Here is a 20,888-nt window from a genome sequence, read left to right on the forward strand (position 1 = left end):
GTACGGTAACGACCGTGCCCGTCCTCGACCTCGCCGACCCCGCCGCCGTCGACCGCTACAGCGCGTTCGTGCGCAGCCACCCGCACCGGTCCATCACCCAGGACCTGCGGTGGGGCATCGTCAAGGACGACTGGGGCCAGGAGGCCGTCTACGTCGAGGAGGGCGGGCAGATCGTCGCCGCCATGACGCTGCTCGTCCGCCGGCTCCCCGGGGGCTTCTCGGTGCTCTACGCCCCGCGCGGGCCGCTCGTCGACTGGTCCGACCCCGCGATGGTCCACCGCCTGCTCGAGGAGGCGCGCCCGCTCGTGCGCAGGCACCGGGCCGTGATGACGAAGTTCGACCCGGAGGTGCCTTTCACCCCCGAGCTCGACCGCTGGCTGCGCGACCAGCCCGGCTGGGTCGTCAAGAACGTCGGCGCCGGCAAGGACGACCTCGTCCAGCCGCGCTACTGCATGATCGTCTCGCTGCGGGACGCCGACGGCGCCCAGCTCGAGGAGGAGGCGCTGCTCGCCAAGTACGACGGCAAGGCCCGCAACCGGGTGCGCACCGGTCGCAAGAAGGGGGTCGTCACCTACGCGGACGACACCGAGCAGGGCCTGCGCACCTTCCACGAGATCTACTCCTACATGGCGCGACGCAACGAGATCACGGCGCGGCAGCTGCCCTACTTCCACCGGATGCGCGAGGCCTTCGGCGACCGGATGCGGGTCACGCTGGCCCGCCACGAGGACGACGTGCTGGCGGCGTCGGTCACGGTCGACTACGAGGGCAAGCTCTACTACCTCTACGCCGGCTCCAACGACCTCAAGCGCAACCTGGCGCCCAACCAGGTCATGAACCACGAGCTCATGGTGTGGGGGCTGGAGCGCGGCGCCGAGTCCTACGACATGGGCGGCGTCTTCGAGCTCGACAACTCCGACGGGCTCTACCTCTTCAAGAAGGCCTTCTGCAAGGCCGACGGCGGGGCGACGGAGTTCATCGGCGAGGTGGATGTGGTCCACAACCAGGCCCTGTATGCCGTGCTCGCGCGGCTCGTGCCCCGCGTCCAGCGCGCCCGCCGCGACGTCGCCGGTCGCCTCTCGCGGCTGCGCAAGCGCCGCTCCTCCCAGGAGGGCTGACCGGCCGCCGCCCGCCGGGAGGCCGACCGGGACGCGCCAGGAGAGCTAGACCGGCAGCCGGTAGCGGTCGCCCTCGAGGGGCTCGACCAGTCCGTCGGCCACGAGGGCGTCCAGGCAGCGGTCGCGCTGCGCCTCGTCGGGCCAGACCGCCCGCAGCCGCTCGCCCTCGACCGGTCCCGGAGCCTCGCGCAGCAGCTGCACCATCCGCCCGCGGCACTGCCGGTCGGTGCCCTCCCAGCGCTGCCCCCGACGCGGCGGGCCGTCGTGGGCGGGGGAGCCGGCCAGGCGCCAGGCGCAGACCGTCGCCACCGGGCACGCGCCGCAGCGCGGGGCCCGCGCGGTGCAGACCAGTGCGCCGAGCTCCATGACCGCGACGTGCCAGACCGCCGCCTCCGCGTCGTCGTCCGGCAGCAGCGAGGTCGCGAGCGCCACCTCGGCCCGGGTGAGCGAGGGTGCGGGGAGCGCCGCACCGGTGACGGCCCGGGCGTGGACCCGGCGCACGTTCGTGTCGACGACGGTGGCGCGGCGGCCGAAGGCGAAGGCGGCGACGGCGGCCGCGGTGTAGTCGCCGACGCCCGGCAGGGTGCGCAGCGTCTCCTCCGCGTCGGGGACCGCGCCGCCGTGGAGGTCGCGGATCGCGGTGGCCGCGGCGTGCAGCCGCAGCGCCCGGCGCGGGTAGCCCAGGCGGCCCCACTCGCGGACGGCGTCGCCGGGGGAGGCTGCGGCGAGGTCGGCGGGGGCGGGCCACAGCTCCATCCAGCGCTCCCAGACGGGCAGCACGCGCGCGACCGGGGTCTGCTGGAGCATCACCTCGGAGACGAGCACGCCCCACGGGGAGCGGTCGGGGCGGCGCCAGGGGAGGTCGCGCTGCTGCTCGGCGTACCAGGGCAGCACGAGCTCGTGCAGCACCCCGGCCGTCGGGGCGGGCCGCACTAGGAGTAGCGCTCCAGGATCGAGGACTCGGCGAGCCGCGACAGGCCCTCGCGGACCGCCTTGGCACGGGCCTCGCCGACGCCGTCGACCTCCATGAGCTCGTCGAGCCCGGCCGACAGGAGCGCCTGGAAGTTGCCGAAGTGCTCGACGAGCCGGTCGACGATCGCCCCCGGCAGGCGGGGGATGCGGTGCAGCAGCCGGTAGCCCGAGGGGGTGAGGCTGTGGTGGTCCATGCCGTCGCCGATGACCGTGATGCCCAGGCAGCGGGCGACCGCGCCGAGGTCGAGCAGCTCGGCTCCGTCGAGGGCCGCCAGGGAGTCGAGGACATCGGCGGGGTCGCGGGTCGCGTCGGCCGCCGCCGCGTAGTCGCGGATGACGAGCTCGCGGTCGCGGCCGATGCCGCCGGTGAGCTCCTCGAGCTGCAGGTTGACCAGGCGTCCGTCGACGCCGAGCTCGACGACGTACTGCTCGATCTCGCCGCTGATCCGGCGCACCATCTCGAGGCGCTGCAGGACGGCGGCGACCTCGCGGATGGTGACCAGGTCCTCGATCTCGAGGGCGGACAGCGAGGAGGTGACCTCGTCGAGGCGGGCGCGGTAGCGCTCCAGCGTCTGCAGCGCCTGGTTGGCCTGGGCCAGCACCTGGGTGCGCGGCTGGAGGACGTGGCGGATCGAGCGGACGTAGACGGCGATGATCGCCATCGACTGGCTCACCGAGATCACCGGCATACCGGTCTGCTTGGCCACGCGCTCGGCGGTGCGGTGCCGGGTGCCGCTCTCGACGGTCTCGATCGTGGGGTCGGGCACCAGCTGGGTCGCGGCCCGCAGGATGCGGGTGCCCTCGCGGTTGAGGACGATGGCGCCGTCCATCTTGGCCAGCTCGCGCAGCCGGGTGGCGGAGAACTCGACGTCGAGCTCGAAGCCGCCGGTGCAGATCGACTCGACCGTGCGGTCGCTGCCCAGGACGACGAGGGCGCCGGTGCGCCCGCGCAGGATGCGTTCGAGCCCGTCGTGGAGGTCGGTGCCGGGAGCCACAGCGGCCAGCGTGCCGCGCAGCATCTCCTCGTCGGAGCGTTCGACCACGTGAGTTCCGGCCTTCCTCCCGGCGGCCGTCGACGGCCCGCCTAGTTCCCTTGGGGGTGATCGTAGGGGACGAGGCGGGGAGCCCCACGGCCTCCCGGAGATCTTTACGCGTTCGTGACCACGGGCGCGGCGCCGCGGGCCTCGGTGGCCTGCACCACGACCAGGACGGCGTCGGCAAGGGTCGGCACCTCGTGCACCCGCATGCCCCTCGGGGGCGCGCCCTCGCTCAGGGAGCCGCTGGGCACGATCGCTTCGGTGAAGCCGATCCGGGCGGCCTCGGCGAGCCGGCGCGGCAGCCCCGTCACGGGCCGCAGGTCACCGGCCAGCCCCACCTCGCCGACGGCGATCGTGCCCGTCCGCAGGGCCACGCCCGCGCGGGCGCTCGTCAGGGCGAGGGCGAGCGCCAGGTCGGCGGCCGGCTCGGTCAGCCGCACCCCGCCGACGGTGGAGGCGTAGCAGTCCTGGTCGGCCACCGGCACCCCGGCGCGCTGGCCGAGCACCGCGAGCACCATGGCCAGCCGGGAGGAGTCGAGCCCGCTCGTCGTCCGCCGGGCCGAGCCGGCGGAGGACTGCGTCACGAGCGCCTGCAGCTCGGCCACGAGCGGGCGACGCCCCTCCAGGGTCACCGTCACGCAGGTGCCCGGCACCGGCCGGTCGCGGCTGGTGAGGAAGAGCCCGCTGGGGTCGGCCAGCCCGTTGATGCCGGAGTCGCCGAGGTCGAAGCAGCCGACCTCGTCGGTCGGGCCGAAGCGGTTCTTCACCGCCCGCACCAGCCGCAGCCGCGAGTGGCGCTCGCCCTCGAACTGCACGACGACGTCGACCAGGTGCTCGAGCACCCGCGGCCCGGCGATCGCGCCGTCCTTGGTGACGTGGCCGATGAGGATCGCGGCGGTGCTGCGCGACTTGGCGGCCTGGATGAGCGCCCCGGCGACCTCGCGCACCTGGCCGACGTTGCCGGGGGCGCCCTCGACGTCGGCCGAGGCGATGGTCTGCACGGAGTCGACGACGAGCAGGTCGGGACCGGTCTGCTCGATCTGGCCCAGCACGGTGCCGAGGTCGGTCTCGGACGCGAGGTAGAGGGTGTCCGCCACCGCGCCGATCCGCTCGGCCCGCAGCTTGACCTGGGCCGCCGACTCCTCGCCCGAGACGTAGAGGACCGACCGGCCGGTGCGGGCCGCGCGCGCCGCCACGTCGAGGGCCAGCGTGGACTTGCCGATGCCCGGCTCGCCGGCCATGAGCACGACCGCGCCGGGGACGATGCCGCCGCCCAGCACCCGGTCGAACTCGGCCACCCCGGTGGAGCGGGCGCGGGCGGTCTGGGCGTCGACCTCGCCGATCGGCACCGCGGGGCGCGCGGGGGACACGGCGCTGGTGCGCACCGCGGACGCCCCACCGACCTCCTCGACCGTGCCCCACGCCTGGCACTCGCCGCAGCGGCCGACCCACTTGACGGTCGTCCAGCCGCACTCGCTGCACCGGTAGGCCGGTCTGCTCCCGTTCTTCGCCACGGCCCCGAGGGTATGCCGTGCCACCGACAGCGGGGACCGGGTCCGCGGGGGGAGGGGCGGGCCGAAGGAGGTCTAGCCGCCCGCCGCGCGCGTGGCCGGGTGCACGAGCAGCGGCAGCAGCGGCCGGCCGCCCGGCCCGGCACCGCCCGTCAGCGCCGCGACCGCGGCCAGGTGCTCCTCGCAGAGCCGCACCAGCACGGCATACCCCTGCGGCCCGAGGAGCTCGACGAGCTCGGCGCGCATCGAGAGGTAGACCGGCTCGGCCCCGGTGTGGGCCTCGGGCGCGCCGGTGCAGTACCAGTCGAGGTCGTGCCCGCCGGGGCCCCAGGCGCGGCGGTCGTACTCGGTGATCGTCACCTCGAGGTAGGAGGTGCCGTCGGGCAGCTCGACGTCGCGGTAGGTGCGCCGCAGCGGCAGCTGCCAGCAGACGTCGGGCTTGGTCGTGAGCGGCTCGAGGCCCTCGGCGAGCGCGTGGCGGTGCAGGGCGCAGCCCTCCCCGGCCGGGAAGCCCGGGCGGTTGAGGAAGATGCAGGCCCCGTCGACGACCCGCGTGGCCCGGGCCGTGCCGCTCTCCGCGTCGTCGTCCTCGAGCTCCACGATCCACCCCTCGGCCCGCCCCTCGTCGTGCTGCTGCCACTCGTCCGGCCCGAGGCGCTCGACGACGGCCGCGACCCGCTCCACGTCGTCGTCGTCGGTGAAGTGCGCCCCCAGGACGCAGCAGCCCGCGTCGGGCTCGGCGGCGTCGATCCCCGGGCACCCGGCACCGAAGATGCACCGCCAGCGCGAGGTCAGCCAGGTCAGGTCCAGGCGCAGCCGCTGGCCGGGCTCGGCGGGGTCGACCACCTCGGCCCAGGCCCGGGGGATGTCGAGCGGCGTCTCGGTCACGGGCGCCAGCGTAGGTGGGATACTTGATGACATGCGCCTCGGTGTGATCGACGTCGGCTCCAACACCGTGCACCTGCTGGTGGTCGACGCGCACCCGGGCGCCCACCCGCGGCCTGACTACTCACACAGCGTGACGCTCCGGCTCGCCGAGCACCTGACCCCGGAGGGCGACATCTCGTCCGAGGGTGCCGACATCCTCGCCCGCTTCGTCACCGACTGCACGGAGGTCGCGGAGAGCCGCGGGGTGGCCGAGCTCATGGGCTTCGCGACCAGCGCGATCCGCGACGCGGGCAACACCGAGGAGGTCCTGGCCCAGGTGGCCTCCCGTTCCGGGGTCGACCTGCAGGTGCTGCCCGGCGACGACGAGGCGCGGGTGACCTTCCTCGCCGCCCGCCGCTGGTTCGGCTGGTCGGCCGGGCGCCTGCTCCTGGTCGACATCGGCGGCGGCTCCCTGGAGATGGCGGTGGGCCTGGACGAGGAGCCCGACGTGGCGGTGTCCCTGCCGCTGGGCGCCGGCCGTCTCACGCGCGAGCTGCGCGGCGACCCGCCGGACGCGGCCCAGCTCAAGGACCTGCGCCGCCGGGTCCGCTCCGAGATCGCGACCGTCCAGCCCACGCTGGCCCGCGCCGGGGAGCCGCAGCTGGCGGTCGGCACCAGCAAGACGATCCGCTCGCTGGCCCGCATCTGCGGCGCGGCCCCGCGGGCCGAGGGGCCCTATGCGCCCCGCACCCTGAGCCGGGAGGACCTGACCGACCTCGTGCCCCGCCTGTCACGCATGGGTGCGGCTGAGCGGGCGGACCTTCCGGGGGTCTCGGAGGCGCGCGCTCCGCAGCTGCTGGCCGGGGCCGTCGTCGTCGAGGCTGCGCTCGACCTCCTCGGGGTGGACACTCTCACCATCTGCCCGTGGGCCCTCCGGGAGGGCCTCATCCTGCGTTTCCTGGACGGACTACCCGAATGACAGACAGCACTTCCATCCCGGTGCACCTCTCCTCGTCCTCGGTCTACCCCGAGAACGCCGCCTACTGCTTCGACCTCGCCCAGCGCCTCGGCTACGACGGCGTCGAGGTCATGGTGTGGACCGACCCGGTCACCCAGGAGGCCGGTGCGCTCAAGGCGCTCGCCGAGCTGCACGAGCTGCAGATCGGCGCCATCCACGCCCCCACCCTGCTGCTCGCCCAGCGGCTCTGGGGGTGGGACCCGTGGGGCAAGATCGAGCGTGCGCTCGACCTCGCCGGGGAGGTGGGCGCGCAGTGCGTCGTCGTCCACCCGCCGTTCCGGTGGCAGCGCGGCTACGCGGAGGGCTTCGTCGAGGGCGTCGCCGAGCGGCAGGCCCGCTGGGGCATCCCGCTCGCGGTCGAGAACATGTTCCCGTGGCGCTCCGGCGCCCGGGCCATGCAGGCCTACCTGCCCGGGCCCGACCCCCGCGACTTCCCCTACACCTCGGTCACGCTCGACATCTCCCACGCCGCGACCGCGGGCGTCGACGCCGTGCAGCTGGCGGAGGACCTCGGCGACCGCGTCACGCACGTGCACCTGGGCGACTCCTTCGGCTCGTTCATGGACGAGCACCTCGTGCCCGGCCGCGGCAGCCAGCCCTGCGCGGAGGTGCTCCAGCACCTCGTGCGGAGCAACTTCGGCGGCGTCGTCACCCTCGAGGTCGGCACGCGCAAGATGCGCACCGACGACCGGGAGGAGGCGCTCGCCGAGTCGCTGGCCTTCGCCCGCGAGCACCTGGGCCAGCACGACCGCCCGGGCGCCCGCTCACGCGTCTGAGCCGGCCCCGGGGACGGTCGGGCACGCGCGACCGTCTCGGTCGCGGGCCGCGGACCGGACCGGCGTAGCCTTGCCCCCATGGATCTTGCCGACCTCAACCCGTCCGCCCTCATGCGGCAGACCCTGCTCGGGATGAGCCGAAACGACCAGCTGCGGCAGGTCATCGAGAAGGCGCCGTTCAGCCGTGACGTGGTGCACCGCTTCGTGGGCGGCGCCACCACCGAGGAGGCCCTGCGCGTGGCCACCGAGCTGGTCGACACCCACCGCCTGGTCACCGTCGACTACCTGGGCGAGGACACCGTCGACCCCCAGATGGCCGAGCACACCCGGGACGCCTACCTCGAGATCCTCGCCCGGATGGCCGAGGCCGGCCTGACCCAGGACGGCACCGTCGAGGTCAGCCTCAAGCTCAGCGCCCTCGGCCAGGCCCTCGGGCGCGACGGCAACAAGATCGCCCTCGACAACGCCCGCGCCATCTGCCAGGCGGCGGCCAACGTCGGCACCACGGTCACCCTCGACATGGAGGACCACACCACCACCGACCTGACGCTGTCGGTGCTGCACGACCTGCGCCAGGACTGGCCGTGGGTCGGCGCCGTGCTCCAGAGCTACCTCTACCGGACCGAGCAGGACTGCCGCGACCTCGCCACCGAAGGCTCGCGCGTGCGTCTCTGCAAGGGCACCTACAAGGAGCCCGAGTCGGTCGCCTTCCAGGACAAGACCGACGTCGACAAGTCCTACGTGCGCTGCCTCAAGATCCTCATGGAGGGCGACGGCTACCCGATGGTGGCCACCCACGACCCCCGTCTGGTCGAGATCGCCACCGTGCTGGCCGACAAGGCCGACCGCGACGCGGACTCCTTCGAGTTCCAGATGCTGCTGGGCATCCGCCCCGAGGAGCAGCTGCGGCTGGCCGCCATCGGCGCGAAGATGCGCGTCTACGTGCCCTACGGCGACGAGTGGTACGGCTACCTCATGCGCCGGATGGCCGAGCGCCCGGCCAACCTCGGCTTCTTCCTCCGCGGCCTGGCGACCAAGGGATGAGCGGTATGACGATCGCGCTCCTGGGCGCAGGGGTCATGGGCAGCACGCTGCTGGCCGCCCTCGCGCGCTCCGGCCACGACCCCGCCGACCTCGTGGTGGCCGACAAGTCGCCCGAGCGGGCCGGGCAGGTCGCCGACCAGCACGGCGCCCGTGCCGCCTCCGCGCCGGACGCCGTGGCCGCGGCCGACGTCGTCGTGCTCGCGGTGAAGCCGCAGGACATGGCCGAGCTCATCGAGCAGATCCACGACCACGTCCGGCCCGGGACGCTGGTGGTCTCGATCGCGGCCGCGATCACCACCGACTGGCTGGAGCGGCGCCTGCCCGAGGGCACCTCCGTCGTGCGGGTCATGCCCAACACCCCCGCGCTGGTCGACCAGGGCATGTCGGGCATGAGCCCGGGCAGCCACTGCACCCCCGAGCAGCTCGAGCAGGCGCGCACCCTGATGGCCAGCGTCGGGCGGGTCATCGTCCTCGACGAGTCCCACCAGGACGCCGTGACCGCGATCAGCGGCAGCGGCCCGGCCTACATCTTCTACGTGGTCGAGGCGATGATCGAGGCCGGCGTCCTGCTGGGGCTGCCGCGCGACACCGCCACCGAGCTGGTCGTCCAGACGCTCTACGGCGCCGCCACGATGATCCGCGAGACCGGGGCCCATCCCACCGTCCTGCGCGAGCAGGTCTCCAGCCCCGGTGGCACGAGCGTCTCGGCGCTGCGCGCGCTGGAGGACCACAAGGTGCGGGCCGCCTTCCTCACCGCGATGGAGGCCGCCGCGACGCGTTCGCGCCAGCTGACCCCGCCCTCGGACTGACCGGAGGACCACCCCGGGGCGACCCGACGCCGTCGCCATGATCGCCCGAGAGTGCCTCGCAACGGTTCCCGCCCGTGTGACAGAGTAGGGGCATGAGCGAGATTCACGTGCGCGTCCTCGACCAGGACGAGTGGGCCACCTACCGGGACGTCCGCCTCAGGGCCCTGCGTGAATCACCGGAAGCCTTCGTCGCCTCGGCCGAGGAGGAGGAGGCCTTCGCGGACGAGGTCTGGCAGGAGCGCATGAAGCGGTCCCGTCGGGTGCTGGCGCTGGACGGCGACGAGGTCGTCGGCGTCGTGAGCGTGGGCACCGGCCACCGCACCGGCATCCCGGGCGCCGGTGAGCTCTTCGGTCTCTGGGTCGACCCGCCCCGCCGCGGCACCGGCGTGGCCCGCAAGCTCATGGAGAAGGCCGCCAAGGTCGGCCGTGAGGTGGGCCTCAAGCAACTCGTCTACTGGGTGGGCACCGACAACGGCCGCGCCGTGGCGTTCGCCTCGAGCTTCGGCTTCCGCCCGACCGACGACCGCCGCCCGATGCGCATCCGCGGCGTCGACGAGGAGGACGCCGACGGCGAGGAGATGATGATGGTCTACCCGTTGACCGACACCGGCGGCGTCCCGACCTCCCTCTGACCGTCGGGCACGACCTTCCCGGCCCCGCAGGCAGCGCCCGCGGGGCCGGACCCCTGTCCACGACAGGCCGTCGCACGGATACCGTGGCCTCATGACCGCCACCTGGGTGATGTGGGACGAGCGCTACACGGCCTACGACTTCGGGCCGGGGCACCCCATGCACCCCTCGCGTCTGGACCTCACGCACCGGCTGGCCGACGCCCTGGGGCTGCTCGACCACGACGACGTCGAGGTCCGTCCGGTGGAGCCCGCGACCGACGAGCAGCTGCTCACGGTCCACAGCCCGGAGATGATCGAGGCCGTGAAGGCCGCCTCCGCCGATCCCGCCGCGGCCACCGGCCGGCACGGCGTGGGCACCGAGGACACCCCCGCCTTCCGGGGCATGCACGAGGCCTCGGCGCTGGCGGTCGGCGGCACGCTCGTGGCCGCCGAGGCGGTGTGGGCGGGCCGCGCCCGCCACGCGGTCAACATCGGTGGCGGCCTGCACCACGCGATGCCCACCTCCGCCAGCGGGTTCTGCGTCTACAACGACGCCGCCGTGGCGATCCACCGGCTCCTCGAGCTCGGCGCCCGCAAGGTGCTCTACCTCGACCTGGACGTCCACCACGGCGACGGGGTGGAGCGCGCCTTCTGGGACGAGGAGCGCGTCATGACGGTCTCCCTGCACGAGACCGGCCGCGCCCTCTTCCCCGGCACCGGCTTCCCGGGCGACACCGGGGGCCCTCGCGCGGCCGACTCCGCCGTCAACGTGGCGCTGCCGCCCGGCACCGGTGACGAGGGGTGGCTGCGCGCCTACCAGGCCGTGGTCCCCACGATCGCCCGCACCTTCGGCCCCGACGTGGTCGTGAGCCAGCACGGCTGCGACTGCCACTACTCCGACCCGCTGGCCCACCTGAGCGTGTCCATGGAGGCGATGGCCACCACCTACGCCTGGGTCCGCGACCTGGCCGAGGACGTCGCGGGCGGTCGCTGGGTCGCCCTCGGGGGCGGTGGCTACGAGCTCGTCGACGTCGTGCCCCGCGCCTGGACCCACCTCATCGGTGTCGCGACCGGTCGGCCGGTCGACCCGGCCACGCCCGTGCCGCAGGAGTGGCTCGACCACGTGCTGCGCACCTACGGCCGTGCGGGGCCCGAGCTCATGGGCGACCGTGACGGCCGCCCCATCCGCTACGGCGACTGGGCCGACGGCTACCAGCCCGAGGACCCCGTGGACTCGGCGATCATGGCCACCCGCCGCGCCATCTTCCCGGGATGGGGGCTCGACCCCTACCTCGACTAGGTGTCTGAGCAGGGGCGATGCGGGGCCGTACGGCACAGGAACCACATCCGTCCCACCCGTCCAGCTCGTCCCGTTCCGCGTGTCGCGCTGGACAATTCGTCGTCACCGCTTTCGCAAACACCCCAACTGCCCCTAGTGTTGCCCCGACAACAGAAGGTGGAGACGGGCCGGAGGGGAAGCCGCGACCGTCTCCAGCGCAACGAGAGACGGGATGCGTCCTATGGCAGAAGAGCGCCAGCTCGCCGAGATGACGTTCATGACCGTGGCCGAGGTGGCCGCGGTGATGCGCGTGTCCAAGATGACCGTGTACCGCCTGGTGCACTCCGGCGAGCTTCCGGCCGTCCGTGTCGGCCGGTCGTTCAGGGTCCCCGAGAAGGCCGTGCACGACTACCTCGACGAGTCCTACCACGGCACTGCCTGACCGGCCCCGGGGCGGCCCAGCCCGTGAGGGCCGGCCACGGACGACCTGCTTCCGTTTGGGCGACGACGCGCGACCGCGCTAGTCTTGGCGGGTTCGTCGTGCTCGAGAGGCGTGGCAGCGATGCCGCGGAGAGCGCCCCCGGGCCACCCGCAGGTGATCCGTCCAGCGCGGTCACCGTGCGCCTGCACGACGCCTGAGCACGACCACGACCAACGAGACGAAGGGCAGCCCATGGGCTCTGTGATCAAGAAGCGCCGCAAGCGGATGGCCAAGAAGAAGCACCGCAAGCTGCTGCGCAAGACGCGTCACCAGCGTCGCAACAAGAAGTGACCGGCTGAGCCGGAGCACCGCGGAAGGCGCCGACCCGACCGGGGATCGGCGCCTTCGGCGCGTCCGGGACCCGTGGGGGCGGGTCCGGGTCGGTGCGCAGGCTCCCACGAAGGAGCGGGTATGACGTGGCTGTCCCGGCTGCGCGGAGCGTCCCGGCGGGACGTCCCCGAGGCCGACGTCGTCGTCGTGTCCCGGCGGGGCTGCCACCTGTGCTCCGAGATGGAGCAGGTGGTCGCCGGCGTGCTCGCCTCGCCCGCCCGCGGGGCGCGCGCCGGACGGCTGCGCGTCCTCGACCTGGACGAGCTCGGCCGGGAGGACCCGCAGGCCCTGCAGCGGTGGACGACGCAGGTCCCGGTGCTGCTCGTCGACGGCCGCGAGGTCGCCCGCTGGCGGGTGTCCGCGGACGAGGTCCGCGAGGCCCTGCGGAGGTGACGCCCGGCGTCCGGGCGGACGCTGCGTCAACTGGTGACCGAGGTCACCCACCGCCGTTTTGGTTGAAACGGGAACTGATGCCTACAGTGTGGGGGTCCGCGTCGTGCCCGGTAGCGCGTCTGATATAAGGCCGCCCCCTCGACGCTCGCCGATGGAAGGAGCCGGTCCCGCGATGATGGCCGAGTCGACCCGACGCGGGGTGCCGGACGCCACCGTCGGACGGCTCCCCGGCTACCTCCGGGCTCTCACGGAGCTGGCGGAGCGCGGACGCGCCTCGGTCTCCAGCGACGAGCTCGCCGACCTCCTCGGCATCCGCTCGGCCCAGGTGCGCAAGGACCTCTCCACGCTCGGCTCCTACGGCGTGCGCGGCGTCGGCTACGACGTCGCCCGGGTCTCCGAGCAGATCGCGGCCGAGCTCGGTCTGGCCCAGGAGCGCCCCGTCGTCATCGTCGGGATGGGCAACCTGGGTCGCGCCCTCGCCGCCTACGACGGGCTCGCGCCCCGCGGCTTCCAGGTCGTCGCCCTCGTCGACAACGACCCGCGCCTGGTCGGCACCGAGATCGAGGGCCTGACCGTCGGCACGCTCGAGGGGCTCGACCCCGTCCGCACCCCGGTCGCGGTGGGCGTCATCACCACGCCCGCGTCCGCGGCGCAGGAGGTCGCCGACACCCTCGTCGGCCTCGGCGTGCGGTCCATCCTCAACTTCGCACCGGTGGTGCTCCGGGTCCCCGAGGACGTCCACGTCCGCGCGGTCGACCTGGCCACCGAGCTGCAGATCCTGGCATTCCACGAGCACCAGCGGCTGCTGGCAGACGCAAGGGGGAACGAGGTCGGATGAGTGTCCTGGTCGTCGGGCTGTCGCACCACACGGCACCTCTCGAGCTCCTCGAGCGCGCCGCGCTCGGGGCCGAGGGTGCCCGCGACCTCGCGGCCCGCGTGCACGCCCGGGAGCACGTCGCCGAGTCCCTCGTCCTGGCCACCTGCAACCGCCTCGAGGTGGTCGTGGAGGCCGAGACCTTCCACGGTGCCGTGTCGGCGGTCGGCGAGGCCCTGTGCGAGGTCACGGGGCTGACGCGGGACGACCTCTCCTCCCACCTCTACGTGCACTACGACGAGCGCGCCGTGGCCCACCTCTTCGAGCTGGCCTGCGGCCTCGACTCCCTCGCGGTGGGGGAGAGCCAGATCCTCGGCCAGCTGCGCGACGCCCTCGCCGCGGCCCAGCAGGACGGCCGGCTGGGCGCCAGCCTCAACCCGCTGCTGCAGCAGGCTCTGCGCGTGGGCAAGCGCGCGCACTCCGAGACCGCGATCGACCACGTCTCCCGCTCCCTCGTGTCGGCCGGGCTCGACCTCGCCCGCGGCGTGCTGCCCGACCTGGGCAGGGTGAAGGCGGTCGTCGTCGGGGCCGGGGCGATGTCCGGCCTGGCCGTCGCCACCCTGGCCCGCGCCGGCGTGAGCGACCTGACGATCGTCAACCGCACCCGTGAGAAGGCCGACCGGCTCGCCGAGCAGCACGGCGCCCGCGCCGGCGACTGGGTCGACCTGCCGCGCCTCGTGGGCACCGCCGACCTGGTGCTGACCTGCACCGGCGCGCTCGGCCACGTCGTCGAGGCCGACCTGCTCGCCCGCGCGCGGACCGAGCAGGGCCGCAGCGGTGCCCCGATGGTGCTCCTCGACCTCGCGCTGCCCCGCGACGTCGCCCCCGAGGTCACCAGCCTCGCCGGCGTGCACCTGTGGGGCCTCGCCGAGCTGCGTGACGAGATCGAGGCCACCGAGCGGGCCTCCCGCACCGACGGGCGGCGCACCGCCCAGGACGACGCCGTCGACGCGGTCCGCGGTCTCGTCGGCGCAGAGGTGGCCGGCTTCCTCGCGGAGCGCCGCGCCGCCCGTCTCGGCCCGACCCTCGCCGCGCTGCGCGCCCAGGCGGCCCGCGTGGTGGACGCCGAGATGGCCCGCCTCGACCAGCGCGTCCCGCACCTGCCCGACGACGAGCGCGTCGAGGTCCGGCGGACCGTGCAGCGGGTCGTCGACAAGCTGCTCCACACCCCGACCGTCCGCGTCAAGGAGCTGCAGAGGGGCGAGGTCCGCGAGCCCGGCGACTACGCCACCGCGCTGCGCGAGCTCTTCGACCTCGACCCCCATGACGTCGCGGCCGCGCAGGCTCCGCCGCTCGACGTGCCCGGTGTCGCCGCGGTCTCCGACCCCGCCCCGGCCGGAGGTGCGCGATGAGCGTCGGCTCGCTGCGTCCCGACGCCACCCCCGAGCGCATGCCGTGGGTGGCCCACGTCGGGCGTCCGCTGCGCCTGGGCACCCGGGCCAGCGCGCTGGCCACCAGCCAGTCGGAGTGGGTGGCCGACCGCCTCCGCGCCGCCGGGCACGAGGTCGAGCTCGTCCTGGTGCGCACCGAGGGCGACGTCTCGCGCGCCAGCCTCTCCGAGATCGGGGGCACCGGTGTCTTCGCCTCGGCGCTGCGCGACGCGCTCCACGAGGGCCGCATCGACCTGGCCGTCCACTCCCTCAAGGACCTCCCCACCGCCCCGGCCCCCGGCCTGGTCGTGGCCGCGGTCCCCGAGCGGGAGGACCCGCGCGACGCCCTCGTCGCCCGCGACGGCCTCACCCTGGCCGAGTTGCCCGCCGGCTCGGTCGTCGGCACCGGGTCGCCCCGCCGCGCCGCCCAGCTCGCCGAGCTGCGTCCCGACCTCGAGGTGCGTGACATCCGCGGCAACGTCGGCACCCGCATCGACTACGTCCGCAACGGCGAGCTCGACGCCGTCGTCCTCGCCTGCGCGGGGCTGTCCCGCCTCGGGCGGCTCGACGAGGCCACCGACCGGCTCGAGCTCACCACCATGCTGCCCGCCGCCGGCCAGGGCGCCCTGGCCGTCGAGTGCCGCGACGGCGACCGACCGTTCCCCGACCTCGACCCCGCGGCGGAGTTCACCGACGCCGACCTGGCACGCCTGCTGGTCGAGACCCTCGAGCACGCCCCGACCCGGGCGGCCGTCACGGCCGAGCGTGCCGTGCTGGCCCGGCTGGAGGCCGGCTGCACGGCCCCCATCGGCGCCTACGCCGCCCCGGCGTCGCCCTACCCCGCCCCCACGGGCGACCCCTTCACGGCGGAGCCCCACGTCCCGCCGCTGACCCTCGCTGTCTTCGTGGCGCTGCAGGACTCCCCGCAGCGCATGGAGCGGACCGGGACCGACCCGGTCCACCTGGGCCACACCGTGGCCGACACCCTGTTGAACCGTCTCGACCCCGGGAACCCCGCGCGCGCCGTCGCCGTGGACGACCCCGGGTCACACACCACCGGAGCGTGATCCCCGTGAGCACCCACGTCGCGTCCCTGCCCCTGCCCCCTCCCGCCACCACCGCGAGGGTGGCCTTCGTCGGGGCGGGCCCCGGCGACCCGGGGTTGCTCACCGTCCGAGCGCGCGACTACCTCCTGGCGGCCGACGCCGTGGTGGTCGACTCCGCCGACCAGGCCGAGCACCTCCGCGCCTGGACCCGCGAGGACGTCCACCTGGTCGTCGCCTCCGCGCCCGCCGGCCCCGACGAGGACGCCTCGGCCGACCCGGTCGTGCGGGCCGCGCGCCGGTTCGCCGCCCCCTCGCACCTGGTCGTCCGCCTCGTCGACGGCGACCCGACCGGCTTCGGCGGGCTCGCCACCGAGGCGCTGTCCTGCCGCGAGGCCGGCGTCCCCTTCGAGATCGTGCCCGGCGTCTCGACCGCCTGGTCCGTGCCCGCCTACGCCGGTGTCCCGCTGAGCGCCACCGAGAGCACCGGATCGCTGCACATGGTCTCCTCCCTCGACCCGCAGGTCGACTGGAGCCTCTCGGCCCGCGACGACGTGACCGTCGTGGTGCTCGGCTCCGGAGAGCACCTGGTGCGCGCCCTCCGCTCGCTCGCCGAGGCCGGTCGCGCCCCGCAGACGCCCGTCGCGCTCACCCAGCACGGCACCACGATCGCCCAGCACACCTCCGTCACCACGCTCGAGGCCGCCATCGCCGCGCTCGCCTCGGGCCGCAGCGAGTGCCCCGAGGCCTCGGTGGCCGTCGTCGGGCCGCAGGTCGAGCGCCGCGCCGAGCTGTCCTGGTTCGAGACCAAGCCGCTCTTCGGCTGGTCGATCCTGGTGCCCCGCACCAAGGAGCAGGCCGAGCCGATGACCGAGCGGATCGCCTCCTACGGCGCGACCGCCTCCGTGGTCCCGACCATCTCGGTCGAGCCGCCGCGCACCCCGCAGCAGATGGACCGCGCGGTCAAGGGGCTGGTCACCGGTCGCTACGAGTGGGTCGGCTTCACCTCGGTCAACGCCGTCAAGGCCGTCCGCGAGAAGTTCGAGGCCCTCGGTCTCGACGCCCGCGCCTTCTCCGGCCTCAAGATCGCCGCCGTGGGCGGCGTCACCGCCGAGGCGCTGCGCGCCTGGGGCCTGGAGCCCGACCTGGTCCCGACCGGCGAGCAGTCGGCGCTCGGGCTGCTCGAGGTCTGGCCGCCCTTCGACGAGGTCCTCGACCCGATCAACCGCGTACTGCTGCCCCGCGCCGACATCGCCACCGACACCCTCGTCGCGGGCCTGCAGGAGAACGGCTGGGAGGTCGACGACGTCACGGCCTACCGCACCGTCCGCGCCGCCCCGCCGCCCGCCCCGGTCCGCGAGGCCATCAAGGGCGGTGCCTTCGACGCGGTGTGCTTCACCTCCTCGTCCACGGTGCGCAACCTCGTCGGCATCGCGGGCAAGCCGCACCCGACGACCGTGGTGGCCTGCATCGGCCCGGCTACGGCCCGCACCGCCGAGGAGCACGGGCTCCGGGTCGACGTCGTCGCACCGGAGGCCAGCGCGCTGGCCGTCGTCGACGCGCTGGCCCAGCACGCCCGCGCCGTCGCCGCGGCCGCCCAGGCCGAGGGCCGGCCCGTCCTGCGTCCCAGCCAGCAGCGCGCCGCCGGGCGTCGGGCCCGGGCACGACGATGAGCGCGGACGGCGCCCGGGGACCGGTCGTCGCCGTCCCGCACGAGCGGCCCCGGCGCCTGCGCACCACCCCCGCGGTCCGGCGCCTCGTGGCGCAGACCCGGCTGCACCCGGCCGACCTCGTGCTGCCGGTCTTCGTCCGCGACGGCATCGACGAGCCGCAGCCCATCGGCTCGATGCCGGGCGTGGTCCAGCACACCCTCGACAGCCTCGTCGTCGCCGCGCGCGAGGCGGTGGCCGCCGGGGTGGGCGGGATCATGGTCTTCGGCGTGCCGCGCGACGAGGACAAGGACGCCGACGGGAGCGCTGGCACCGACCCCGACGGCATCCTCAACCGGGCGCTGGCCCGGCTGCGCGAGGAGCTCGGGAGCACCACGGTGCTCATGAGCGACCTGTGCCTCGACGAGTTCACCGACCACGGCCACTGCGGCGCCCTCGACGCCGCGGGGACCGTGGACAACGACGCCACCCTCGCGCGCTACGCCGAGATGGCGGTCGCCCAGGCCCGGGCCGGGGCCCACGTGGTCGGCCCGAGCGGCATGATGGACGGCCAGGTCCGCGTCGTGCGCGAGGCGCTCGACGGCGCCGGGCACGAGGACGTCGCCGTGCTCGCCTACACCGCCAAGTACGCCTCCGCCTTCTACGGCCCGTTCCGCGAGGCGGTCGCCTCCACCCTGCAGGGCGACCGGGCGACCTACCAGCAGGACCCCGCGAACCGGACCGAGAGCCTGCGCGAGCTGCGTCTGGACCTCGCCGAGGGCGCGGACATGGTCATGGTCAAGCCCGCCCTGCCCTACCTCGACGTCCTCTCGGACGTCGCGGAGGTCGCCGACGTGCCCGTCGCCGCCTACCAGGTCAGCGGCGAGTACTCCATGATCGAGGCCGCTGTCGAGCGAGGATGGCTCGACAGGGACCGCACCGTCCTGGAGACCCTCACCTCGATCCGTCGGGCCGGGGCCCAGGTGGTGCTCACCTACTACGCGGTGCACGCCGCACGCCTTCTCGGGGAGGGCCGATGAGCACGGACGAGGTCCGGTGGTTGGACGAGGAGGAGCAGCAGGCCTGGCGCTCGGTCCTGCGCGCCTCCCACCTGCTGCGGGTCGCGATGGAGAACGCCCTCGACGAGCACGGGGTCAGCATGGGCGAGTACGAGCTGCTCTCCATGGTCTCCGAGGCGCCCGGGGCCCGGATGCGGATGTCGGCGCTCGCCGACCTCGTCGTGCAGTCGCGCAGCCGGGTCAGCCACACCGCGACCCGCCTGGAGCAGCGTGGCTGGGCGCGCCGCGACCGCTCGACCGACGACGGCCGCGGGGTCGTCCTCGTCCTCACCGACGAGGGCCGGCGGATGATCGCCGAGCTGGCCCCGGTGCACGTGGAGAGCGTGCGCACGGCGCTGCTCGACCACATCACCCGCGACGAGTTCCTGGCCTACGGCCGGCTCATGGCGCGCGTCGTCCGGGCCACCCGTGGGCAGGACCAGGCCTCCGACGTCCGCTGACGCCTACCCGCGAGGTCCCACGAGGGCGGCCCGGCCGGCCTCGTAGCGGGACCGTCCGACCAGGCGCCAGAGCAGGCGGACCGGCGCCGGCAGGTGCTTGCGCTGCCACTGGGCCCCGCCGTCGGGCTGGGCGGCGAGGATGGCGCCCAGCTGGGCCCACGTCTTGCCCCTCGGGGTGGCGGCGCGCCCGTGCCGGCTGCCCTCGTCGATCTCGTCCTGGGTGAGCACCCGCTCCATCACCGGCACGATGTGCTCCTCCTCGTCGGGGAGGTGCTCGGCCAGCGCGGCGTCGATGCCCTCGAGGGCCGTCGTCACGGCGGCCGCGTCGGACGCGCGTCCGCCCGCCCGCCAGGCCGGCAGCGCCGCGTCGAGCTCCTCGAGGTGCACGAGCATGCGGGCGTGCTGCTCCTTCATGCGCCCGACGTGCAGCGCGCAGGCCGGGGCGCGCGCGTCGAGGGTGTCCCACAGCCGCGAGTCCTCGAACTCGTGGTGGGCGTGCAGGCTCGTCGACAGCATGGCGAGGTGGTCGCCGACGGTGTCCGCGTGGGCGGCGTCGCCGTCGGCCACCCCGGCGACCAGCGCCGGTCCCTCGCCGAAGCCGGCCCGGAACATCCGATGGATCTCGATCATGCCGCTGGCGTCGCACAGCCCGGGCCCACGCCCGCCGCCCGCCCCCGGGCTGCCGCGTCCTGGTGCCTCCCGATCAGGTGCCCCGCCCATGTCTGCTCCGTCCTGGAGAGGAGTGCCGCTCCTGCGACCGTAGGGCCGGGGCGGGCCGCGTGGCAAGAGGCCCCGCGTGGCAGGCTGGAGGACATGACCTCCGATGCCGCGCAGCCGTTCCCCGCCGACGCCCCCGCCTCCGCCGCCCTGCTCGAGCGGGCCCGGGCGGTCGTGCCGGGAGGGGTCAACTCCCCGGTGCGGGCCTACGGGTCGGTCGGGGGGACGCCGCGCTTCATCGCGCGCGGGGAGGGTCCTTACGTCGTCGACGCCGACGGACGGCGCTACGTCGACCTCGTCTGCTCCTGGGGGCCGATGATCCTCGGGCACGGGCACCCGCAGGTGCGCGAGGCCGTCGCCGGGGCGGCGGCGGAGGGCTTCTCCTTCGGCATGCCGACCGAGCGCGAGGTGCTCCTCGCCGAGGAGATCGTCTCCCGGGTGGAGCCGGTCGAGAGGGTCCGCCTCGTCAGCTCCGGCACCGAGGCCACGATGAGCGCGATCCGCCTGGCCCGCGGCTACACCGGCCGCTCGGTCGTCGTGAAGTTCGCCGGCTGCTACCACGGCCACGTCGACGCCCTGCTGGCCTCGGCCGGCTCGGGCGTGGCCACCTTCGGGCTGCCCGACAGCCCCGGGGTGCCGGCCAGCGCCGCCGCCGAGACGATCGTGCTGCCCTACAACGACCTGGCCGCCGTGGAGCGCGCCTTCGCCGAGCGGGGATCGGAGATCGCCGCCGTCATCACCGAGGCGGCCCCGGGCAACATGGGCGTCGTCCCGCCCGCGCCGGGCTTCACCGAGGGCCTGCGGCGGATCACCGCCGAGCACGGGGCGCTGCTGGTCAGCGACGAGGTCATGACCGGCTTCCGCGCCTCCGCGGCCGGGTGGCTGGGGCTCGAGGGCGTGCCGGCCTCCGGGGCCCCCGACCTGTTCACCTTCGGCAAGGTCATGGGCGGCGGCTTCCCGGCCGCGGCCTTCGGCGGCCGGGCCGACGTGATGGCGATGCTCGCCCCCGAGGGCCCCGTATACCAGGCCGGCACCCTGTCCGGGAACCCCGTGGCGGCCGCCGCCGGCCTGGCGACCCTGCGGGCCTGCACCCCCGAGGTCTACGCGCGCCTCGACGTCGTCGCCGACGCCCTGACCGCAGCGGTGACCGAGTCCTTCGGGCGACACGGCATCGCCCACCGCGTCCAGCGCGTGGGCTCGATGTTCAGCGTCTTCTTCCGCGAGGGCGAGGTGCGCGACTACGACGACGCCCGGCAGCAGGACGCCGAGCGGTTCGGCCGCTTCTTCCACGCGATGCTGCGTCGCGGCGTGCACCTGCCGCCCTCCTGCTACGAGGTGTGGTTCGTCTCCGCCGCGCACGACGACGCGGCCGTGGAGGCCACGGTGCGGGCCATCGAGGAGTCGGCCGCCGAGATCGCCTGAGGTGCCCCGGGGGCCCAGGACGGCCCAGGGAGGTCACAGCCGGCGCAT

Annotated in this window: 22 protein-coding genes; 17 read left to right on the forward strand and 5 right to left on the reverse strand. The window is 74.6% G+C overall.

The features are described from left to right. Nucleotides 1-14 precede the first annotated feature (14 nt). Nucleotides 15-1,118 carry a lipid II:glycine glycyltransferase FemX gene (locus tag FB476_RS02130; protein WP_141817321.1) on the forward strand — a complete coding sequence of 368 codons (1,104 nt, stop codon included), beginning with the start codon at nt 15-17 and terminating at the stop codon, nt 1,116-1,118. A 45-nt stretch (nt 1,119-1,163) separates the two neighbouring features. On the opposite strand, the gene FB476_RS02135 is transcribed toward FB476_RS02130, so the two are convergent. The 4 genes from FB476_RS02135 to FB476_RS02150 form a co-directional block, all read right to left on the reverse strand. Further along, nucleotides 1,164-2,051: an HhH-GPD family protein gene (locus tag FB476_RS02135; RefSeq protein ID WP_141817322.1), complete on the reverse strand. Its 888-nt coding sequence runs from the start codon at nt 2,049-2,051 to the stop codon at nt 1,164-1,166. Continuing rightward, on the reverse strand, nt 2,051-3,109 hold the full coding sequence (gene disA / locus FB476_RS02140) for a DNA integrity scanning diadenylate cyclase DisA (RefSeq protein WP_141819741.1): 1,059 nt from the start codon (nt 3,107-3,109) through the stop codon (nt 2,051-2,053). The genes FB476_RS02135 and disA overlap by 1 nt, the downstream gene beginning before the upstream one ends. Before the next feature lie 128 nt (nt 3,110-3,237). Next, nucleotides 3,238-4,641, reverse strand: coding sequence for a DNA repair protein RadA (gene radA / locus FB476_RS02145; RefSeq protein WP_141817323.1), 1,404 nt, complete (start codon nt 4,639-4,641; stop codon nt 3,238-3,240). A gap of 72 nt (nt 4,642-4,713) precedes the next feature. Then, nucleotides 4,714-5,526, reverse strand: coding sequence for a DUF3109 family protein (locus tag FB476_RS02150; protein WP_141817324.1), 813 nt, complete (start codon nt 5,524-5,526; stop codon nt 4,714-4,716). Nucleotides 5,527-5,557: 31 nt separating this feature from the next. Here FB476_RS02150 and FB476_RS02155 point away from each other — a divergent pair, with 31 nt between their 5' ends. The 15 genes from FB476_RS02155 to FB476_RS02225 all read left to right on the forward strand — a co-directional run bounded on the left by FB476_RS02155 (nt 5,558) and on the right by FB476_RS02225 (nt 18,701). After that, nucleotides 5,558-6,484 carry a Ppx/GppA family phosphatase gene (locus tag FB476_RS02155; protein ID WP_141817325.1) on the forward strand — a complete coding sequence of 309 codons (927 nt, stop codon included), beginning with the start codon at nt 5,558-5,560 and terminating at the stop codon, nt 6,482-6,484. Continuing rightward, nucleotides 6,481-7,299: a sugar phosphate isomerase/epimerase family protein gene (locus tag FB476_RS02160; RefSeq protein WP_141817326.1), complete on the forward strand. Its 819-nt coding sequence runs from the start codon at nt 6,481-6,483 to the stop codon at nt 7,297-7,299. Before FB476_RS02155 ends, FB476_RS02160 begins: the two co-directional genes overlap by 4 nt. 78 nt (nt 7,300-7,377) lie before the next feature. Then, entirely contained in the window at nt 7,378-8,343 is a 966-nt protein-coding gene (locus tag FB476_RS02165) for a proline dehydrogenase family protein (RefSeq protein WP_141817327.1), read from the forward strand. Between the two features lie 5 nt (nt 8,344-8,348). Next, entirely contained in the window at nt 8,349-9,152 is an 804-nt protein-coding gene (gene proC / locus FB476_RS02170; RefSeq protein WP_141817328.1) for a pyrroline-5-carboxylate reductase, read from the forward strand. A 92-nt stretch (nt 9,153-9,244) separates the two neighbouring features. Beyond that, on the forward strand, nt 9,245-9,784 hold the full coding sequence (locus FB476_RS02175; RefSeq protein WP_141817329.1) for a GNAT family N-acetyltransferase: 540 nt from the start codon (nt 9,245-9,247) through the stop codon (nt 9,782-9,784). 91 nt (nt 9,785-9,875) lie between these two features. Beyond that, on the forward strand, nt 9,876-11,063 hold the full coding sequence (locus FB476_RS02180; protein WP_141817330.1) for an acetoin utilization protein AcuC: 1,188 nt from the start codon (nt 9,876-9,878) through the stop codon (nt 11,061-11,063). A 220-nt stretch (nt 11,064-11,283) separates the two neighbouring features. After that, on the forward strand, nt 11,284-11,484 hold the full coding sequence (locus tag FB476_RS02185; protein ID WP_022920885.1) for a helix-turn-helix domain-containing protein: 201 nt from the start codon (nt 11,284-11,286) through the stop codon (nt 11,482-11,484). 231 nt (nt 11,485-11,715) lie between these two features. Then, nucleotides 11,716-11,814, forward strand: a complete 99-nt coding sequence (locus FB476_RS02190) for a 30S ribosomal protein bS22 (RefSeq protein ID WP_003792170.1) — start codon at nt 11,716-11,718, stop codon at nt 11,812-11,814. 120 nt (nt 11,815-11,934) lie between these two features. Next, nucleotides 11,935-12,246, forward strand: coding sequence for a glutaredoxin family protein (locus tag FB476_RS02195; RefSeq protein ID WP_141817331.1), 312 nt, complete (start codon nt 11,935-11,937; stop codon nt 12,244-12,246). 175 nt (nt 12,247-12,421) lie between these two features. Then, nucleotides 12,422-13,084, forward strand: coding sequence for a redox-sensing transcriptional repressor Rex (locus FB476_RS02200; RefSeq protein ID WP_141819743.1), 663 nt, complete (start codon nt 12,422-12,424; stop codon nt 13,082-13,084). Next, the gene (locus FB476_RS02205) at nt 13,081-14,472 is read left to right on the forward strand and encodes a glutamyl-tRNA reductase (protein WP_141817332.1); all 1,392 of its coding nucleotides are present in this window, start codon (nt 13,081-13,083) and stop codon (nt 14,470-14,472) included. The genes FB476_RS02200 and FB476_RS02205 overlap by 4 nt, the downstream gene beginning before the upstream one ends. A gap of 38 nt (nt 14,473-14,510) precedes the next feature. Beyond that, the gene (gene hemC, locus FB476_RS02210) at nt 14,511-15,557 is read left to right on the forward strand and encodes a hydroxymethylbilane synthase (RefSeq protein WP_141819745.1); all 1,047 of its coding nucleotides are present in this window, start codon (nt 14,511-14,513) and stop codon (nt 15,555-15,557) included. 5 nt (nt 15,558-15,562) lie between these two features. Next, on the forward strand, nt 15,563-17,206 hold the full coding sequence (locus FB476_RS02215; RefSeq protein ID WP_141817333.1) for a bifunctional uroporphyrinogen-III C-methyltransferase/uroporphyrinogen-III synthase: 1,644 nt from the start codon (nt 15,563-15,565) through the stop codon (nt 17,204-17,206). Then, nucleotides 17,203-18,222 carry a porphobilinogen synthase gene (hemB, locus tag FB476_RS02220; protein WP_141817334.1) on the forward strand — a complete coding sequence of 340 codons (1,020 nt, stop codon included), beginning with the start codon at nt 17,203-17,205 and terminating at the stop codon, nt 18,220-18,222. Before FB476_RS02215 ends, hemB begins: the two co-directional genes overlap by 4 nt. Beyond that, entirely contained in the window at nt 18,219-18,701 is a 483-nt protein-coding gene (locus FB476_RS02225) for a MarR family winged helix-turn-helix transcriptional regulator (RefSeq protein WP_141817335.1), read from the forward strand. The genes hemB and FB476_RS02225 overlap by 4 nt, the downstream gene beginning before the upstream one ends. 3 nt (nt 18,702-18,704) lie before the next feature. Here the strand turns inward: FB476_RS02225 and FB476_RS02230 are convergent, their stop codons facing one another. Continuing rightward, nucleotides 18,705-19,331 (reverse strand): hemerythrin domain-containing protein, encoded by a 627-nt coding sequence (locus FB476_RS02230; protein ID WP_238329514.1) that lies wholly within the window; start codon nt 19,329-19,331, stop codon nt 18,705-18,707. 183 nt (nt 19,332-19,514) lie between these two features. Here FB476_RS02230 and hemL point away from each other — a divergent pair, with 183 nt between their 5' ends. Beyond that, complete coding sequence (gene hemL, locus FB476_RS02235; protein ID WP_141817337.1) at nt 19,515-20,840, forward strand: glutamate-1-semialdehyde 2,1-aminomutase; 1,326 nt, start codon at nt 19,515-19,517, stop codon at nt 20,838-20,840. Nucleotides 20,841-20,888: the final 48 nt, after the last annotated feature.

This window comes from Ornithinimicrobium humiphilum (assembly GCF_006716885.1).
Classification (GTDB): Bacteria; Actinomycetota; Actinomycetes; order Actinomycetales; family Dermatophilaceae; genus Ornithinicoccus; species Ornithinicoccus humiphilus.

What these genes read in the sequence shown, in the direction of transcription:
- FB476_RS02160 (WP_141817326.1), top strand. Translation starts at nt 6,481, where the DNA reads ATGACAGACAGCACTTCCATCCCGGTGCACCTCTCCTCGTCCTCGGTC.
- FB476_RS02190 (WP_003792170.1), top strand. Translation starts at nt 11,716, where the DNA reads ATGGGCTCTGTGATCAAGAAGCGCCGCAAGCGGATGGCCAAGAAGAAG.
- FB476_RS02155 (WP_141817325.1), top strand. Translation starts at nt 5,558, where the DNA reads ATGCGCCTCGGTGTGATCGACGTCGGCTCCAACACCGTGCACCTGCTG.
- hemL (WP_141817337.1), top strand. Translation starts at nt 19,515, where the DNA reads ATGACCTCCGATGCCGCGCAGCCGTTCCCCGCCGACGCCCCCGCCTCC.
- hemB (WP_141817334.1), top strand. Translation starts at nt 17,203, where the DNA reads ATGAGCGCGGACGGCGCCCGGGGACCGGTCGTCGCCGTCCCGCACGAG.
- FB476_RS02180 (WP_141817330.1), top strand. Translation starts at nt 9,876, where the DNA reads ATGACCGCCACCTGGGTGATGTGGGACGAGCGCTACACGGCCTACGAC.
- FB476_RS02195 (WP_141817331.1), top strand. Translation starts at nt 11,935, where the DNA reads ATGACGTGGCTGTCCCGGCTGCGCGGAGCGTCCCGGCGGGACGTCCCC.
- FB476_RS02165 (WP_141817327.1), top strand. Translation starts at nt 7,378, where the DNA reads ATGGATCTTGCCGACCTCAACCCGTCCGCCCTCATGCGGCAGACCCTG.
- proC (WP_141817328.1), top strand. Translation starts at nt 8,349, where the DNA reads ATGACGATCGCGCTCCTGGGCGCAGGGGTCATGGGCAGCACGCTGCTG.
- disA (WP_141819741.1), bottom strand. Translation starts at nt 3,109, where the DNA reads ATGCTGCGCGGCACGCTGGCCGCTGTGGCTCCCGGCACCGACCTCCAC.
- FB476_RS02200 (WP_141819743.1), top strand. Translation starts at nt 12,422, where the DNA reads ATGGCCGAGTCGACCCGACGCGGGGTGCCGGACGCCACCGTCGGACGG.
- FB476_RS02225 (WP_141817335.1), top strand. Translation starts at nt 18,219, where the DNA reads ATGAGCACGGACGAGGTCCGGTGGTTGGACGAGGAGGAGCAGCAGGCC.
- FB476_RS02205 (WP_141817332.1), top strand. Translation starts at nt 13,081, where the DNA reads ATGAGTGTCCTGGTCGTCGGGCTGTCGCACCACACGGCACCTCTCGAG.
- FB476_RS02230 (WP_238329514.1), bottom strand. Translation starts at nt 19,331, where the DNA reads ATGATCGAGATCCATCGGATGTTCCGGGCCGGCTTCGGCGAGGGACCG.
- hemC (WP_141819745.1), top strand. Translation starts at nt 14,511, where the DNA reads ATGCCGTGGGTGGCCCACGTCGGGCGTCCGCTGCGCCTGGGCACCCGG.
- FB476_RS02175 (WP_141817329.1), top strand. Translation starts at nt 9,245, where the DNA reads ATGAGCGAGATTCACGTGCGCGTCCTCGACCAGGACGAGTGGGCCACC.
- FB476_RS02185 (WP_022920885.1), top strand. Translation starts at nt 11,284, where the DNA reads ATGGCAGAAGAGCGCCAGCTCGCCGAGATGACGTTCATGACCGTGGCC.